Source organism: Kocuria palustris (genome assembly GCF_016907795.1).
In the GTDB taxonomy this organism is placed as follows: domain Bacteria; phylum Actinomycetota; class Actinomycetes; order Actinomycetales; family Micrococcaceae; genus Kocuria; species Kocuria palustris.
This window is the reverse complement of record NZ_JAFBCR010000001.1, coordinates 1,658,973-1,674,530: the sequence shown is the minus strand read 5'-3', so window position 1 is coordinate 1,674,530 and position 15,558 is coordinate 1,658,973. Positions and strand designations below refer to the sequence as shown.

Here is a 15,558-nt window from a genome sequence, read left to right as displayed (position 1 = left end):
CGTGCAGATCCTGCGCAGAAGCCGCTCCAGGCGCGCACCGCGCCTGGCACCCCGGCTGCTGGCCACCGGCGCCGCCGTGACCGCCACGGCAGCGATCGGCTCGCTCGCCACGGGTCCGGCGGTGCGCTCCCCCGAGTACACCCAGCTGGACAAGCCCTCATGGCAGCCGCCGGGAGTCGCGTTCCCGATCGTATGGACGGGCCTCTACACGGTCATCGCGTGCACGTCGGCGCTGGCGCTGACGAACCTCGCCCGGCACCACGAGCGAGCGCAGGCCGATGAGCACGAGCTCGTGCCGCCGCAGCGGCCGCGGGTCCCCGCGCGGCGCTCCCGCCCGCTGTCCCGGCAGCTGAGTCGTCGCAGCGCCGGGCTGGGTCGATCCCTGGCCGTGAATCTCGCGCTGAACGCCGGCTGGTGCTGGACCTTCTTCCGGGCCCGCGAGTTCGAACTGGCCTCGGTGCACGCCGCCGTGCTGACCCTCAGCTGCGCAGACCTGAGCCGACGTGCGGGCTCCGCCCATCGAGGAGCGGGGGCAGCCCTGGTCCCCTACATCCTGTGGTGCGGCTTCGCAACGGCGCTGAGCACTTCGATCGCGAGGCGCAATCCCCGCCGGTGAGCCGCTCGATCGAAGAATTCTCTGCCGTCGGCACCTCACAGCCCCAGCACAGGTCCAGGCGAACCTCGCCACATGGGCCGCTCGTAGCTTCGTGATCAGACAGCCCGGCAGCAGCGCCGGGCGGACCCCGATCACGAAGGAGCAGCCGTGCTCTTCCTGCGCCGCAGCCGCGACACCGCTTCCCAGGACTCCGCCTCTCAGGAGCCCACTGCCGAGCCGCCCGCCGACAATGAGAACGACCCCCGGGTCGAGATGATCGACGGGCGACCCCACTACCAGGGGCGCCCGCTCAAGCGGCCCGAGGACGAGGTCCAGGACCAGGGGCTGTCCTTCGACCTGCAGACGCTCGTCTCCCGTCGCAGCGCGCTCTCGGCGCTGGGCCTGGGTGCCACCGCCTTCGGGCTGGCGGCCTGCGCGCCCACCTCGAGCTCCTCCTCGGCGTCCTCGTCGGCCTCCGCCACGAGCTCGGCGACCCCCACCAATGACGCCTCGATCGACGTGGCCTCCGAGATCCCCGATGAGACCGCCGGCCCCTACCCCGGCGACGGCTCGAACGGGCCCGACGTCCTGGAGGAGTCCGGCGTGGTGCGCAGCGACATCCGCTCGAGCTTCGGCACCGGCTCCGCCACGGCCGAGGGCATCCCCATGACCCTGGAGATGACCATCGTGAACATGACCGACAGCTACAAGCCCTGGGCCGGAGCTGCCGTCTACGTCTGGCACTGCGACCGCGATGGCCAGTATTCCATGTACTCCGAGGGCATCGAGGATGAGAACTACCTGCGCGGCGTGCAGATCGCCGACTCGAGCGGCAAGGTCACCTTCACCAGCATCTTCCCCGCCTGCTACACGGGTCGGTGGCCGCACATCCACTTCGAGGTCTTCCCTGACGAGGCCTCGATCACCGATCAGTCCAACGCGGCGTCGATCTCGCAGATCGCGATCCCGCAGGCCACCTGCGATGAGGCCTACGCGACCGCGGGCTACGAGTCCTCGGTGACCAACATGGCCTCGCTGTCCCTGGACACGGACAACGTGTTCAGCGACGACGGCGGCCAGACCCAGCTGGCGACCGTGACCGGTGATGCCAAGAGCGGGTACACCCTGTCGATCACCGTGGGCGTGGACACCAACACGGAGCCGTCGATGGGCGGGATGGGTGGCGGGGCCGGCGCCCCCGGCGCTGCACCTGCGGCCTGAGCCTCCGGCGAGGTCCCGCCCCATCGGCTCCCGCAGCCTCAGCTCATGGATTCCGAGATCGGCATACTGACTGGTCCCGGCTGGTTCTCGGCCAGCCAAGATGCCAGGGTCCGCAGCCGGGCCTCGGAGTCCGAGCCCTTCTCGGTGGAGTAGAGGAACAGCGTCTGATCCTCCGCGCCGGTGACCTCCAGGGCCTCGTAGTGCACATCGATGCGGCCCACGAGCTGAGCCAGCTGGGGATCGTCGGGGTGACGCCCGGCATCCAGGCGCAGGGTGCCGGCCATGGACGAGGCGACCTTCTCCCAGTCCACGTACTTCTCGCGAGCCTCGGGGTCCAGGAAGGCCCAGTGGATGAGGCTGCGCTGCCCGGGGGCGCGGGCGGGGGTGTCCGCCAGCAGGAAGGCGGTCAGCGAGTGCTTGAGGCGCTGCTGCTCCGCCGTGGGGGGCCCTGGCCCACTGGGGCAGTACCAGCGCCCGGGCCAGATCCTGCAGGTGGCGGGCGGCGGTGGGGTCCAGCTCGAGCGCCTCGGCCAGGGCGAGCTGCACCGATTCCGACGGCCGCTTGTGCCGGCCCTGCTCCAGGCGCGTGTAGTAGTCCGTGCTCACCCCTGCCCGCGCTGCGACCTCCTCGCGACGCAGACCGGGGACTCGCCGACGGGGCCCGTCGTCGTCGGGGGCCAGCGCAGCGCGCCGGGGGGCCGGCTCTGGTGGACTGAGCGGAATCCGTCCGCCGTCCAGCCACCGGGCAGTCCCATGTCGACGCGGCAGCGTGCTCCGGTCCTCGAGCGGCCCGACCTCTCCCCCGCCGGGCCTCGGCAGCTGCTGCGCGACCTCAGTCCCGAGTACGCGGTCAACGGCCTGATCGGCCTGATCTTCTCAGCCTCCGGGCCGATCACCGAGACGCTGGCCGTGGGCGCCTCCGGCGGGCTGTCGGATGAGCAGATCGCCTCCTGGGTCTTCGGCATCTTCCTCTCGGCGGGGCTGGCGACCATCTTCATGTCCCTGCTGTTCCGCCGCCCCTTCGGCTTCGCCTGGTCGATCCCGGGAACCGTGCTGCTGGGGCCGTCGCTGCAGCACCTGTCTTTCCCGGAGGTCGTGGGTGTGTTCTTCACCACGGGTGTCCTGGTCATGGGACTGGGCATGACCGGTGTGGTGCGCAGGGCCATGGCCGCGATCCCCATGCCGATCGTGATGGCCATGGTCGCGGTGATCTTCCTGCGCTTCGGCACGGACGTCGTGGACGCCTCCACCTCTGCCCCGGCGATCGCCCTGCCGATGGTCATCGTGTTCGTCCTGCTCACCGCGGTGCCCGCCCTCGGCAAGCGCATGCCCCGGTGCTGGGGACCCTGCTGATCGGGCTGGTCATGGTGGTCGCCACGGGCCAGTTCCGCTTCGAGGCCGACGGCCGCGTGCCGGCCCAGCCCGTCTTCACCGCGCCCGAGTTCACCCTGGGCGCCCAGCTCGAGCTGCTGGTGCCGCTGGCGATGACGGTGCTCGTGGTGCAGAACGGCCAGGGCATCGCCGTGCTGCGCCAGGCCGAGCACGACCCGCCCATCAACTCGCTCGCCGTGGCCTCCGGCGCCTTCTCGATCGTCAATGCGTCGGTCGGCGCGGTCTCCGCCTGCGTCACCGGCCCCACGAACGTGCTCCTGACGGCATCGGGGCAGAAGCAGCGGCAGTACACGGCGGCTGTCACCTACGGCGTGCTCTCGCTGGTCTTCGCCCTGTTCGCCCCGGTGTTCACGCGGTTCATGCTCGCCACCCCGGAGGCCTTCGTGCTGGCCCTGGGCGGCATCGCCATGATCAAGGCGCTGCAGGGGGCGTTCGTCACCGCGTTCTCCACGCGCTTCACGTTCGGCGCCCTGGTCACGTTCGTGGTGACGGTCTCCGGGCTGGACCTGTTCAACATCCACGCCGCGTTCTGGGGCACCCTCTTCGGCTACGTCGTCTCCCGCGTCCTGGAGCCCCAGGACCACCTGGGGCTCCACTGACCCGCCGCACCTGGGTTCCAGGCGCGGCCGGCCTCGTGTGAGATCACTGCGCGCCGGCTCGACTCACTCGCCGACCGAGGTCACTCGGCGTCGGCGTGGTATTCCACGGCGTCGTCGTGGAGCATCCACAGGTCCGGGCCGAAGATCTCGTAGCGGATCTGCTTGCCCGGGATGCCGGCGCCGATCAGGGCAGAGCGCGTCTCCTTCATGAAGTCCAGGCTGCCGCAGAGGTAGACCTCCGCACCCGCGTCAACGCCCTGGGCACCGAAGTCGGCACGGCCGATGTGGTCGGCCTCGCCCTCCTCGACCGTCCAGCGCTCGAAACGCGCCTCCGGCAGCTTCTCGATGAGGGCCTTCTGCTCCTCGAGCAGCGGCGCCGCCGCGTCCGAGGAGTCCACGCGGAACGCGGTGACCTGGCGCTGCGATCCCTCGGCGACCAGACGGTCCAGGAACGCGACCATGGGCGTGACGCCGATGCCCGAGGAGATAAGAACGAGCGGGGCGGTGGAGCCGGTGAGGACCACGTCGCCGTACGGGTTCGACAGCTTGACCGTGGAGCCGACCTCCATGGCGGTCACGACCGGCGAGACCTCCCCGTCCATGTCCTGCTTGACGGCCAGGCGGCGCTGACGGGGGCTGTCGACCGGGATCAGCGTGAACTGCCGGGACTGCTCGATGCCCTCGGGCAGCCGCACCTTGATCGAGACGTACTGCCCGGCCACCGCATCGGTCATGGGGGTGTCGTCGGCGGGCTCGTAGGTGAGGACATAGGTGCCCTCCGAGGTCTCGCGCTTGTCCACGAGGGTGAACTCGTTGAACACGTTGTCGTTGGCCTGCTCGGAGTACAGGCCCTTCTCGAGCTTGATGAGGGCATCGGCCATGAGCCAGTAGACCTCGGTCCAGGCCGCGGCGATCTCGGGGGTCAGGGCAGCGCCCAAGTCATCGGCGATCGCGCCCAGGAGGTGCTTCTCCACGATCGGGTACTGCCCCTCCACGATGCCCAGCGACGTGTGCTTATTGGCCACGCGCGAGAGCAGCTCGTCGGGGTAGGACTCCGGGTGGTTGAGGATGTGGGTGGCGAAGGCGACCACGGAGCCGGCCAGGGCGAGGGGCTGCTCACCGGTGCGCTGGTTCGCGCGGCTGAAGATGCCCTCCTCGATCAGCTGCGGCTCCGCCTCGAACATCGACTTGTAGAACTTCGGCGCGATGTCCGGAAGGTGCTCGGCGATCACGGGCGCGGTGGCTTCGATGAGCGGGCGGGCTGACTCGGAGAGCATGGGCTCCTCTTCCTGTGCAGGGCTTCGCCCCATCGCCGCCTCGGTGGTCCCCCGCGGCAGGCGCTGAGCCGACGGCCGGTTCCGGCCGCACCTTGGATCGTTGCACCGCCGCCGCGGCCGGGGCTTGATCTTGGTCAAGCCCCGGCAACCGGTTGCCGCCGTCCCGGGGACGGCTCACATTCCCGCAGGCCCTCCTTCGGCACGGCGGCGCAGTGCCGGCCTCGTGGCCCGCAGGGCGATCGGGATCATGGCCGCACCGGCTCCGAGCACGACGACGACGGCCGCCAGAGTCATCGGCGAGATCAGCGCCCCTTCCCCGATCATGGGCGACAGGACGATCACGGTCGCTCCCACGGCGATGACCAGCAGGACCCGCAGCGGCCTGATCGATCAGCACGGCTCGCCCGCCGAGGAGGACGGCGAGCACCATCAGGACCGGGAGGATCACGCGCCACGTCCCCATGGCGGGGACATCGCGACGGGTCCGCACGGCCAGCGGCATGATGCTCACCCGGCGCAATCCGGCAGCCGCGGCGAGACCGGCCGTGCCCAGCAGCGCGGCGACGCACAGAGCGATCGCCCACCAGGGCAGCACCAGGGCGGCGGCCCCGATCCGCACACCGTCCACATGCAGCCCGCCCAGGGCCGGGATCAGCGCCGCGTAGATGCCCAGGCCGGCCAGCAGCCCGATCGCAGCCTGGAGAAGCGCCTCGAGGAGCACGAGGGCATGCAGCATGGCCCTCCCTGCCCCCAGCAGGCGCAGCCAGGACAGCCGCGCATCGCGCCGCCGCGCGGACAGCTTGGCCGCAGCGCCAGCGAGCTGCACGAGCGGCAGACCGAGAATGCACAGCGCCTCAGCGCTGAGGGCCCTGTACAGCATCCGCATCCCGGGCTCGGCGTAGTCGTGGCTCCAACCGGAGCACGGCCGGCGGGGGCACGGCAGAGCCGGAGCGGGACAGGGTCGCGACGCTCATCGAGCAGCAGCCCCTGCTGGAACACGAAGCCGAAGTGCTCCCGTCGCAGCCGCGCCCGCTCCTCCGCCGACAGCTCCTGGACGGCGACCGAGCTGTCCGCGGTACGGAGGCGGACCTGCCCGGAATCAGGGACCGAGATCCCGGCCAGGGCGTGGAGCAGCGTGGTCTTTCCCGAACCCGAGGGCCCGGTGATCGCCACGGACTCCCACGGGGGCGATCGTGAGGCTCACCCCGTCCAGGGCGGCCGTCGATCCGTAGTGCTGTGCGAGGTCATGGGCGTGGAGAACAGCTCTTGTCATGGCTCCACGATGCGCCGCGGGGCATCGTCGGCACATCGGACCCGGGTCTGGTCTTCGTGCCCGTCGCCGCGCCCCGTCGTGGTAGCGCGGTCTGATCGGCATCCCGCCCCGCGGATGACTCCGAGACCGTCCCCACCCGGTTCACAAAGTTATCCACAGGTGTGGAGAAAGGTGTGAAGAAGTCGAACATGTCTGCGAACAGTGCGGGCTCGATCCGCCCTGATCGGTATCCACAGGCTTGTTCACACTTGTGGAATTACACGAATGGCGTTCGTCCACCGCTGTGGACACAGTCTGTGGACAGCCGATGTGCACAGCGTCTCAGCCACGGGGGCGACGGCCGCGCCCGCGCAGTCCCAGCAGCGCGCCCATGACCACCATGCCCGTCACGATCCCGCCCAGGTGGCCCTGCCAGGAGATGCCGGGGAAGAACAGGCCGAAGGCCGTGTTGAACCCGATCAGCACGAGGATCCCGGACAGGTTCTCGCGATAGCGCCGCCCGCCCCACAGCGCCAGGGCGAGCACGGCGCCGAACAGCCCGAAGACCGCGCCGGAGGCCCCCACGGTGAACGTGTAGGCGGGCGAGAGCAGCAGCACCGCCGCCGCTCCGCCCAGCAGCGAGAGCAGATAGACCGTGAGGAAGCGCCCGCGCCCGATCTCCGGCTCGAGCATCCGGCCGAAGATCCACAGCGTGTACATGTTCAGCAGCAGGTGCGCGGGGTTGGACATCGAGTGCGAGAAACCGCTGGTGATCACCGTCCACGGCGCCTGCGAAACGAAGCCGGGGGCCAGGCCCAGCAGCACCAGGGGGTTGATCCCCATCAGGCTCAGCAGCCACTGCACCGCGTAGACCGCCACGTTGATCCCGATCAGCACCCAGGTCACGGCCAGGGCGCCCCCGCGCCGGCGAGCCTGGCGAACAGAGGGAACCGAGGGGGCGGGCCGAGCCTGACGCGCCTCAGGATGCCCCGCCTGCCACGACGCCCCCTGCAGCGGATCGCTCGGCTGCCCAGCAGGCTGCGACGGGTCCGCCATCCGCCCGTACTGCGGCCGCTGCGGGCCGCTGTCGCTGCGGGGATCGCGGGGAGATCCGGGCTCGCCGATCGGCTCGTGGGGTCCCTGGGTCATCGGTGTGCTCCTGTGCGATGGATGGTCCTGGCTGGGCGGCGGGGCGCCGTCGTCGCGGGCCCTGCGCCGTCGGATATGGCGCAGGGGCCCGGCCGATCGGCCGGGCCCCTGCGGGTCGACGATCGCCGCGAGCGCGGGATCATCGGGTGCTGCGAGTGCTGCTCAGAGCTGCTCGATGTCGATCGAGGTGATGACGGCGTCCTCGACCGGGCGGTCCATGCCGCCGGTGCGCACGCTGTTCAGCTCGTCGACGACCTTCTTGGAGGCGTCGTCGACGACCTCGCCGAAGATCGTGTGCTTGCCGTTGAGCCACGGGGTGGTCGAGGTGGTGATGAAGAACTGCGAGCCGTTGGTGCCCTGGCCGCCGCGCTTGCCGGCGTTGGCCATGGCCAGCAGGTACGGCTTGTCGAAGCTGAGCTCGGGGTGGATCTCATCGTCGAACATGTAGCCCGGGCCGCCGACGCCCTGACCCAGCGGATCGCCGCCCTGGATCATGAAGTCCTTGATGATGCGGTGGAAGATGATGTCCTTGTAGAGGGGGCCCTCGCCCTTGGAGCCGGTGTTCGGGTCCACCCACTCCTGGGAGCCGTCGGACAGACCGATGAAGTTCTTGACGGTCTTCGGAGCGTGGTTGCCGAAGAGCTCCACGACGATGTCGCCGTGGTTCGTGTGGATGGTCGCCTTAGCGGTGGCAAGAGAAGTCATGGCCCCAGTATCCCATGACCGGCTCGCTTGTCGCGGAGAAGAGACGACGACGGTTCCCGTTCCGCCGCGAGTGAAAAAGCACAGCCGTCTGCTGAAAACTCCCTGAGTGATGGGTGACCCGACGGCCTCCACCATGGGTCATCCCAGGCACAGCCCGTATGCTGGACCAAGAATCCTAGACCCCTGAGGAGGGAGCTTCCATGAGCAAGAGGGCAGAGAAGAAGGCCGCCAAGGCAGCCGCCGCGCGTCAGGCCGCTGTGGAGAACCGCGTCGTCGACGCCGGCGACTGGCTCGCCAAGGAGATCGGCGCCCTGGCGCCGCGCCTGCAGGACGGCGTGCGCTCCGGCGCGATCTCGCTGGCCGGCGGCATCCACACCGCCACCCCGTACGTCCAGCAGGGCGCCGCCAGCGCCAAGGGCGCCACCTCCGAGCTGCGCAGCCGCGCCGCCGTGCAGGCCGCCAAGTCGGCCCCGCAGGTCGCCAAGGTCGCCGCCAAGGTCGCTCCGGTCGGTGCCGCCGTGAAGGCCTCCCCGCAGGCCGCCAAGGCTCTGAAGGTCGCCGCCAAGGTCGCTCCGGTCGGTGCCGCCGTGAAGGCCTCCCCGCAGGCCGCCAAGGCTCTGAAGGCCGCCAACGACGGCAAGCTGGCCGTGTCCGAGCGCTACAACGCCACGGCCGCTCAGCTGGCCCAGCGCTTCGCCGACGCCGACACCCCGGAGCAGTTCGAGGCCGCCGTCGCGCGCCTGACCGGCAACAAGAAGGCCGTCAAGAACGCCAAGAAGGCCGCCGCGCGCATGTCCAAGGACTACGCCAAGCAGCAGAAGAAGGCGCAGAAGGGCGGCGGCCGCGGCCTGCTCGTCCTCGGCCTGGTCGTGACCGGCCTGGTCGCCGGCGCCGCCGCCTTCAAGGCCTCGCGTCCGGTCCAGGATCCCTGGAAGACCCCGGCCTCGACCTCCCCGCGCGTGACGGCCTCCCCGGTCGACAAGTCCACCACCGTGGCCGCCGGCCACGGTGTGAAGGTCGATGACGCCAAGGCCGACTCGAGCGTCAAGGACACGGCCAAGTCCGTGACCGAGGATGCCAAGCAGACGGTCAACGAGATCAAGGACCAGATCAACGGCACCCAGAACGAGAAGAAGGACGGCCAGGCCTGAGCCTGATCGCCTTCAGCGGCTGAGGCCGCACACCGCACGGCCCCCTCACCGAAAAGGTGAGGGGGCCGTCGTCGTCCTGCATGCCGGGGCCGGGGCATGAGTGCCGCCGGACCCCGGGGCGGGGATCAGCCGAAGGAGCCGATCACGTCCTGGAGCGTGTCCCAGACCTGGTAGATGCCCAGGATCGTGAACAGCACGGCGCAGATGATCAGCACGCCGTTGGTGACCCAGCCGTTGCGCCAGCGGTCGGGGGTGCGCTTGGTGTTCAGCAGCCCCAGCAGCGTGATCGCCAGGAACGGCATGAACAGCGCGCCCAGCACGCCGTAGAGCAGGATCAGGAAGATCGGACGGCCCAGCAGCAGTAGAAGCATGGGCGGGAACGTGATCCACAGCAGGTAGAACTTCACGTACTTGCCGCCCGGACGGGTGGCCGGGTGACCCGAGGGCAGATCGCGGTGGTGGCCCCAGAAGTCCGCGAACATCAGCGAGACGCCCGACCACACGCCCACGACCGAGGAGAACGACGCGGCGAAGAAGCCGATCAGGAACGCTGTGCCGATGGCCTGGCCGTAGCGATCGTTGAGGACGTCGGCCAGATCGAGCAGCCCGGCGTCGGTCGCGGAGATGGACACGCCCGCCGCATAGAGCACCTCGGCGCCCACGATCAGCATGGAGAGCACGAAGATGCCGGTGACCACGTAGGCGACCGTGTTGTCGAGCTGCATGACGCGCATCCACTTGGGACTGGCCCATCCCTTCTCGCGCAGCCAGTAGCCGTAGGCCGCCAGGGTGATGGTGCCGCCGATGCCGCCGGACAGCGCCAGCGTGTAGACCAGTCCGCCCTCGGGGATCATGGGCACCAGGCCGGCGATCATGCTCGGGATGTTGGGTGCGGCGATGATCGCCAGACCCACGACCACCACGAACATGATGCCGACCATCACGGCCGTGAGCTTCTCCACCAGCGCGTACTTGCCGAACCAGACCATGAAGAAGCCGGCCAGGCCCATCAGGATGGCCCAGGCCGGCAGCGGCATGGTGTTCGGGAACAGCGCCACGATCGGCAGGGCAGCCGAGGACATGGCCGTGGCCCCGTACACGAAGCCCCAGATCATGATGTACGGCGCGAAGTAGACCGTGGTCCACTTGCCCAGCGAGCGCCAGCCCTCGAAGATCGTGCGGCCCGTGGCCAGCGAGTAGCGCCCGGCGCCCTCCACCAGCACGATCTTCACGACGGTGCCCACGATGACCGCCCACAGCAGGGCGTAGCCGTAGCGGGAGCCGGCCGTCAGGGTCGCGACCAGGTCGGCTGCGCCCACGCCCGTTCCGGCCACGACCAGGCCCGGGCCGATGATCTTCCAGCGACGGATCGCGGTGAGCTGTTCATCCGGATCGATGTGGGGCATGGGCCCCAGGTACTCCTTCGGTGCGGACATGACTCACCCTTCTGATGACGTGATCTGCGCCATGAGTATCTCAGGTGATGCCCAGATCCTGAACATCAGCCGGCACCGCAGCTCATGCAGGTCTCAGCGACGCCCTCCTCAGGCGAACGGCCACTGCGAGGTCAGCTCCTGCTCCAGGCCCGGCTCCCGGTAGGACTCGACCCCGAAGAACGCCCGGAAGTGCTCGGCCGGCATGGCCAGCATCCCCTGCACATCCGCCTGGGACGAGTGGCACTGCATGGTGCGCCGCTTCAGCTCCAGCAGCTCGTCATCCAGCTCGAGCTGCCAATGCAGCTCGGAGGCCGGGATCCCGAAGCCGTTGCCGTCATCGGCGGGGCCGTCCGGGTCCATGACCTCGTCCGGGGAGGCCCCTGCCGCCAGGGCCTGATCGCGCAGCTGCCGGAGCCGGTCCCGGTTCATGGACTGCTCCAGCAGCCGGGGCCGCGAAGCGGCGAGCTCGGCCGCGCGGTGGGCCACGTGATGGACCTTCACGTGATCGGGATGCCCGTAGCCGCCGTGCCAGTCGTAGCCCACCAGCACATCGGCGCCCTCGTCGTCCAGGATCGCGGCGACGGCCCGTGCGGCCTCGTCGACGTCAGCACGGTGGAAGCAGGCCTCGCCGTCGTTCTGCTCCCAGCCGGTCATCCCGGAGTCGTGGTAGCCGAGCCACTCCACCCGGGAGATGCCCAGCACCTGCGCTGCGGCAGCTGCCTCCGTGCGTCGGTGATCCGCGACCGAGAGCACCTCCTGGGCGTCGTCAGCCGCCTCCAGAGGTGTGCCGAAGTCCCCGTTGGTCGCGAAGATCTCGACCACGCGGTGCCCCTCCGCCGCGGCACGGGCCATGGTGCCGGCGGTCTGCGAGGACTCGTCGTCCGGGTGGGCATGGAGGAAGACGATCACGGCCATGACGGGGCAGCTCCTGAGATCAGTGGCGGGCGCACGACGACGGCCCCGCCATCAGGCGGGGCCGTCGTCGATATGGGATCCGGTGGAGGCAAGGGGACTCGAACCCCTAACCCTCTGCTTGCAAAGCAGATGCGCTACCAATTGCGCCATGCCCCCGGAGCATCCTGTCGAGCTGAACTCAGTCGACGGGATCTGCGGCTTCGCGCCAAGCGGCGCGATCGGCATCTGCGGAGCGCAACCGCCAGGCGGCGACTCCTGCTCCGGCGGCACCGACCACCAGCACGATCGCCGTGAAAGCGTTCTTCATGCCGGTCTCCGATGCACTGGGATGCCGTTGAACCGTGGGCGTACCAGGAATTGAACCTGGGACCTCTTCGTTATCAGCGAAGCGCTCTAACCGTCTGAGCTATACGCCCGTGACCGGCGGACCGATCACGTCCACTCGAACCGACCAAGGGGTCTGTCCGTCGCGGAACGAATAGGGACTCTACACGATCGCCGCGACCGGGACCAATCGAGGATCCCCGTCATCGGCGCCGCGCAGGTCAGTCGTCGGTCAGCGTGACTCCGATGCCGCCGATCAGGCCGGCGGCCAGGTTGTAGAGCATGGCGGCGATGACCGACAGCAGCGTCAGCAGGATGACGTTGATGACCGAGAGGATGGTCGCGAAGATCGCTACCTGCCCCAGGGAGACGACCTCCTGGACCTCTGTGCTGCCGCCCGGGCCCGCCAGCATGGCGGCGAGCTCGTTGATGCCGTTGAACAGACCCGTGATGTCCATCAGGATCCAGATCAGCACGGCCGCGACGACCACCACGATGCCCAGCGAAACCGAGAGCAGGAACGCGAGCTTGAGCACCGACCAGGTGTCCACGCGCGACACGACCAGGCGCGCGCGGCGCACCTTGGCGCGCGGCGCGGGCCGCACCAGTCCCTTGGTCGAAGACCGCTGGGGCGTGCGGCTGCTGGACGACGACGCCTTGGCGCTGTCCGCCTTCTTGGCCTGGCTAGGGGAGGATCCCCGACCAGCGCCGCCGGACTTCGAACGTCCAGCCGCACCAGAGCGTGCCTCGGGGCTCATTCGTTACCTCCGTTGTTGACTTCGTCCAACGTTACGACATCCTCATCCGCAGCATCGGCTGTCGGATCCGCAATCGTAGCCGTGCCGTTCTCGACGGCTTCCTCGACCGCGTCCTCGATGTGGCGCTCGGCATTCCAGGCCACACCCACGATCGAGTCCTTGGGGGCAGGCTTGGCGAAGATGACGCCCATGGTGTCGCGGCCCTTGGCGGGGACCTCCGAGACCGCAGAGCGCACGACCTTGCCGGAGGCCATGACGACCATGACCTCGTCGGATTCTCCCACGATCAAGGCGCCGGCGAGCTTGCCGCGCTCATCCCCGACCTTGGCGACCTTGATGCCGAGCCCACCTCGGCCCTGGCGCCGGTACTGCTCGATGGCCGTGCGCTTGGCGTAGCCGCCCTCGGTCACCACGAAAACGTAGCTCTCGGTGCCCTTCGCCACGACGTCGGCGGCCAGCAGCTCGTCGTCATCGCGGAACTTCATGCCGGTCACGCCGGAGGTCGCGCGGCCCATGGGTCGCAGCGCCTCGTCATCGGCCTGGAAGTGCAGGGACTGGCCGTTGCGCGAGACCAGGAAGATGTCGTCGTCGGAGTCCACGAGCTTGGCCGAGACCAGCTCGTCGCCCTCGCGCAGATTGATCGCGATCACGCCGGCGGTGCGGTTGGTGTCGTAGTCCTCGAGCCGGGACTTCTTCACCAGGCCGCTGCGCGTGGCCAGCACCAGGTACGGGGCGTCCTGGTAGGTCGACAGCTCCATGACCTGGGCGATCTGCTCGCCGGGCTGGAAGGCCATGACATTGGCGACGTGCTGGCCCTTGGCGTCGCGACCGGCCTCGAGCAGCTCGTAGGCCTTGGTGCGGTATACGCGGCCGTGGGTCGTGAAGAACAGGATCCAGTGGTGCGTGGTGGTGGTGAAGAAATGCTCGACGACGTCGTCGCCGCGCAGATTCGCTCCGCGGATGCCCTTGCCGCCGCGGCGCTGAGCCCGGTACTGATCGATGCGCGTGCGCTTGACGTAGCCGCCGCGGGTGATCGTGACGACCACGTCCTCCTGGGGGATCAGGTCCTCCATGGACATGTCGCCGTCGTAGCCCCACAGGATCTCGGTGCGGCGGTCGTCGCCGTACTTCTCGACGGTCTCCTCGAGCTCCTCGGAGACGATCTGGCGCTGCAGGTCCTCGGAGGCGATGATCGCCTCGAAGCGAGCGATCATCTGCTCGAGCTCGGCGAAGCGGTCCTGGATCTTCTGCCGCTCCAGCGCCGCCAGGCGCCGCAGCTGCATGTTGAGGATGGCCTGGGCCTGCTCCTCGTCGATCCCGAGCAGCTCCATCAGCCCGGTGCGGGCCTCGTCCGGGGTGGGCGAGCGGCGGATCAGGGCGATGACCTCGTCCAGGGCATCCAGGGCCTTCAGCAGGCCCACCAGGATGTGCGCCTCCTCCTGCGCCTGACGCAGACGGAACGTGGTGCGCCGGACGATGACCTCGATCTGGTGGCGCACCCAGTGGTAGATGAAGGCGTCCAGGGACAGCGTGCGCGGCACACCGTCCACCAGGGCCAGCATGTTCGCGGAGAAGTTCTCCTGCAGCGGGGTGTGCTTGTAGAGGTTGTTCAGCACCACCTTGGCCACGGCGTCGCGCTTGAGCACGATCACCAGGCGCTGACCGGTGCGCCCGGAGGTCTCGTCGCGCATGTCGGCGATGCCGCCGATCTTGCCCTCCTTGACCAGGTCCGCGATCTTGATGGCCAGGTTGTCCGGGTTGACCATGTACGGCAGCTCGGTGACCACCAGGCAGGTGCGGCCGTGGATCTCCTCGACGGAGACGACCGCGCGCATCTTGATGGAGCCGCGGCCGGTCCGGTACGTGTCCTCGATGCCCTTGTGGCCGAGGATCTGCGCCCCGCCCGGGAAGTCCGGGCCCTTGACGCGCTTGAGCAGCGCCTCGAGCAGCTCCTCGCGGCTGGCCTCCGGGTTCTTCAGGTACCACTGCACGCCGTCGGCGAGCTCGCGCAGGTTGTGCGGCGGGATGTTGGTGGCCATGCCCACGGCGATGCCGGCGGAGCCGTTGGCCAGCAGGTTCGGGAACCGCGCCGGCAGCACGGTGGGCTCGCGCGACTTGCCGTCGTAGTTGTCCTGGAAGTCGACGGTCTCCTCGTGGATGTCCCGGACCATCTCCATTGCCAGCGGAGCCATCTTGGTCTCGGTGTATCGAGGGGCGGCGGCGCCGTCGTTGCCGGCGGAGCCGAAGTTCCCCTGGCCCAGGGCCAGCGGGTAGCGCTGGACCCAGTCCTGGATCAGGCGGACGAGGGCGTCGTAGATCGCCGAGTCGCCGTGCGGGTGGTAGTGGCCCATGACGTCGCCGACCACGCGGGCCGACTTGTTGAAGGACCGGTCCGGGCGGTAGCCGCCGTCGTACATCGTGTAGATGACGCGGCGGTGCACCGGCTTGAGGCCGTCGCGGACGTCCGGCAGGGCTCGTCCGACGATCACCGCCATGGCGTAGTCCAGGTAGGAGCGCTGCATCTCCGTCTGGAGGTCGACCTGCTCCACGCGATCGCCGGTGATCGTGGCGGCCTCGACCTCGGTGCCCGGCTGGTTCTCCGGCTCCTCCGGGGTGACCTGGCTGTCGTCGCTCATTCGTGCGCTTCCCGTCCTTCTCCCGACGCCCGCGGGCGTCTGTGCGTCTGCTCGGCCGCTGGGCCGTGGTGCTCGAGACTGATCCGCCGGCCACCGCCATGGAGGCGGCGACGGGCACATATGCCGCAGTCGGCATATGCTCCGTTGC

The 15,558-nt window shown here is 69.3% G+C and carries 15 protein-coding genes, 2 tRNA genes and 3 pseudogenes; 5 read left to right on the top strand and 15 right to left on the bottom strand.

Going from position 1 to position 15,558, the window contains the following annotated elements:
* Position 1 precedes the first annotated feature (1 nt).
* Positions 2–616, top strand: a complete 615-nt coding sequence (locus tag JOE55_RS07460) for a TspO/MBR family protein (RefSeq protein ID WP_338125458.1) — start codon at positions 2–4, stop codon at positions 614–616.
* Between the two features lie 147 nt (positions 617–763).
* A complete protein-coding gene (locus JOE55_RS07455) occupies positions 764–1,816 on the top strand; it encodes a dioxygenase family protein (protein ID WP_204782496.1) in 1,053 nt (350 codons plus the stop codon).
* Positions 1,817–1,854: 38 nt separating this feature from the next.
* Here JOE55_RS07455 and JOE55_RS13110 read toward each other — a convergent pair whose 3' ends face one another.
* Positions 1,855–2,169 carry an MmyB family transcriptional regulator gene (locus tag JOE55_RS13110; RefSeq protein ID WP_338125491.1) on the bottom strand — a complete coding sequence of 105 codons (315 nt, stop codon included), beginning with the start codon at positions 2,167–2,169 and terminating at the stop codon, positions 1,855–1,857.
* 196 nt (positions 2,170–2,365) lie between these two features.
* Positions 2,366–2,422, bottom strand: a pseudogene (locus JOE55_RS13435) (hypothetical protein); the annotation flags it as partial.
* A 147-nt stretch (positions 2,423–2,569) separates the two neighbouring features.
* On the opposite strand from JOE55_RS13435, the gene JOE55_RS13330 reads away from it, so the two are divergent.
* Entirely contained in the window at positions 2,570–3,169 is a 600-nt protein-coding gene (locus tag JOE55_RS13330; RefSeq protein ID WP_275580799.1) for a benzoate/H(+) symporter BenE family transporter, read from the top strand.
* Positions 3,151–3,807, top strand: a complete 657-nt coding sequence (locus JOE55_RS13325) for a benzoate/H(+) symporter BenE family transporter (protein ID WP_338125457.1) — start codon at positions 3,151–3,153, stop codon at positions 3,805–3,807. The genes JOE55_RS13330 and JOE55_RS13325 overlap by 19 nt, the downstream gene beginning before the upstream one ends.
* A gap of 80 nt (positions 3,808–3,887) precedes the next feature.
* Here the strand turns inward: JOE55_RS13325 and JOE55_RS07440 are convergent, their stop codons facing one another.
* From JOE55_RS07440 to JOE55_RS07420, 6 genes and pseudogenes are all read right to left on the bottom strand, one after another.
* Positions 3,888–5,084: a globin domain-containing protein gene (locus tag JOE55_RS07440; protein WP_204782495.1), complete on the bottom strand. Its 1,197-nt coding sequence runs from the start codon at positions 5,082–5,084 to the stop codon at positions 3,888–3,890.
* A 174-nt stretch (positions 5,085–5,258) separates the two neighbouring features.
* Entirely contained in the window at positions 5,259–5,426 is a 168-nt protein-coding gene (locus JOE55_RS07435) for a hypothetical protein (RefSeq protein ID WP_204782494.1), read from the bottom strand.
* A gap of 169 nt (positions 5,427–5,595) precedes the next feature.
* Positions 5,596–5,964: pseudogene (locus tag JOE55_RS13580) on the bottom strand (FtsX-like permease family protein); the annotation flags it as partial.
* Positions 5,965–6,122: 158 nt separating this feature from the next.
* Positions 6,123–6,257, bottom strand: a pseudogene (locus JOE55_RS13575) (ATP-binding cassette domain-containing protein); the annotation flags it as partial.
* Between the two features lie 421 nt (positions 6,258–6,678).
* Positions 6,679–7,485 (bottom strand): rhomboid family intramembrane serine protease, encoded by an 807-nt coding sequence (locus JOE55_RS07425; protein WP_239546511.1) that lies wholly within the window; start codon positions 7,483–7,485, stop codon positions 6,679–6,681.
* A gap of 162 nt (positions 7,486–7,647) precedes the next feature.
* Entirely contained in the window at positions 7,648–8,190 is a 543-nt protein-coding gene (locus JOE55_RS07420; RefSeq protein ID WP_024289487.1) for a peptidylprolyl isomerase, read from the bottom strand.
* A gap of 200 nt (positions 8,191–8,390) precedes the next feature.
* Between JOE55_RS07420 and JOE55_RS07415 the strand changes: the two genes are divergently transcribed.
* Positions 8,391–9,341 carry a hypothetical protein gene (locus JOE55_RS07415; RefSeq protein WP_204782493.1) on the top strand — a complete coding sequence of 317 codons (951 nt, stop codon included), beginning with the start codon at positions 8,391–8,393 and terminating at the stop codon, positions 9,339–9,341.
* Positions 9,342–9,466: 125 nt separating this feature from the next.
* Here the strand turns inward: JOE55_RS07415 and JOE55_RS07410 are convergent, their stop codons facing one another.
* The 7 genes from JOE55_RS07410 to gyrA all read right to left on the bottom strand — a co-directional run bounded on the left by JOE55_RS07410 (position 9,467) and on the right by gyrA (position 15,410).
* Entirely contained in the window at positions 9,467–10,747 is a 1,281-nt protein-coding gene (locus tag JOE55_RS07410; protein WP_239547301.1) for an Nramp family divalent metal transporter, read from the bottom strand.
* Between the two features lie 138 nt (positions 10,748–10,885).
* Positions 10,886–11,692, bottom strand: a complete 807-nt coding sequence (locus JOE55_RS07405) for a PIG-L family deacetylase (RefSeq protein ID WP_204782491.1) — start codon at positions 11,690–11,692, stop codon at positions 10,886–10,888.
* 83 nt (positions 11,693–11,775) lie between these two features.
* A tRNA-Ala gene (locus tag JOE55_RS07400) sits at positions 11,776–11,848 on the bottom strand.
* 22 nt (positions 11,849–11,870) lie between these two features.
* The gene (locus JOE55_RS13100) at positions 11,871–11,999 is read right to left on the bottom strand and encodes a DLW-39 family protein (protein WP_235444544.1); all 129 of its coding nucleotides are present in this window, start codon (positions 11,997–11,999) and stop codon (positions 11,871–11,873) included.
* A gap of 35 nt (positions 12,000–12,034) precedes the next feature.
* Positions 12,035–12,108 (bottom strand) — tRNA-Ile (locus JOE55_RS07395).
* 129 nt (positions 12,109–12,237) lie between these two features.
* Complete coding sequence (locus tag JOE55_RS07390) at positions 12,238–12,774, bottom strand: DUF3566 domain-containing protein (RefSeq protein ID WP_204782490.1); 537 nt, start codon at positions 12,772–12,774, stop codon at positions 12,238–12,240.
* Positions 12,771–15,410 carry a DNA gyrase subunit A gene (gyrA, locus tag JOE55_RS07385; RefSeq protein ID WP_053446627.1) on the bottom strand — a complete coding sequence of 880 codons (2,640 nt, stop codon included), beginning with the start codon at positions 15,408–15,410 and terminating at the stop codon, positions 12,771–12,773. Before gyrA ends, JOE55_RS07390 begins: the two co-directional genes overlap by 4 nt.
* Positions 15,411–15,558: the final 148 nt, after the last annotated feature.

Coding starts and splice junctions, on each gene's coding strand:
- JOE55_RS13330 (WP_275580799.1), top strand. CDS start 2,570: ATGTCGACGCGGCAGCGTGCTCCGGTCCTCGAGCGGCCCGACCTCTCC.
- gyrA (WP_053446627.1), bottom strand. CDS start 15,410: ATGAGCGACGACAGCCAGGTCACCCCGGAGGAGCCGGAGAACCAGCCG.
- JOE55_RS07410 (WP_239547301.1), bottom strand. CDS start 10,747: ATGCCCCACATCGATCCGGATGAACAGCTCACCGCGATCCGTCGCTGG.
- JOE55_RS07440 (WP_204782495.1), bottom strand. CDS start 5,084: ATGCTCTCCGAGTCAGCCCGCCCGCTCATCGAAGCCACCGCGCCCGTG.
- JOE55_RS07405 (WP_204782491.1), bottom strand. CDS start 11,692: ATGGCCGTGATCGTCTTCCTCCATGCCCACCCGGACGACGAGTCCTCG.
- JOE55_RS07420 (WP_024289487.1), bottom strand. CDS start 8,190: ATGACTTCTCTTGCCACCGCTAAGGCGACCATCCACACGAACCACGGC.
- JOE55_RS07415 (WP_204782493.1), top strand. CDS start 8,391: ATGAGCAAGAGGGCAGAGAAGAAGGCCGCCAAGGCAGCCGCCGCGCGT.
- JOE55_RS07390 (WP_204782490.1), bottom strand. CDS start 12,774: ATGAGCCCCGAGGCACGCTCTGGTGCGGCTGGACGTTCGAAGTCCGGC.
- JOE55_RS07425 (WP_239546511.1), bottom strand. CDS start 7,485: ATGACCCAGGGACCCCACGAGCCGATCGGCGAGCCCGGATCTCCCCGC.
- JOE55_RS13100 (WP_235444544.1), bottom strand. CDS start 11,999: ATGAAGAACGCTTTCACGGCGATCGTGCTGGTGGTCGGTGCCGCCGGA.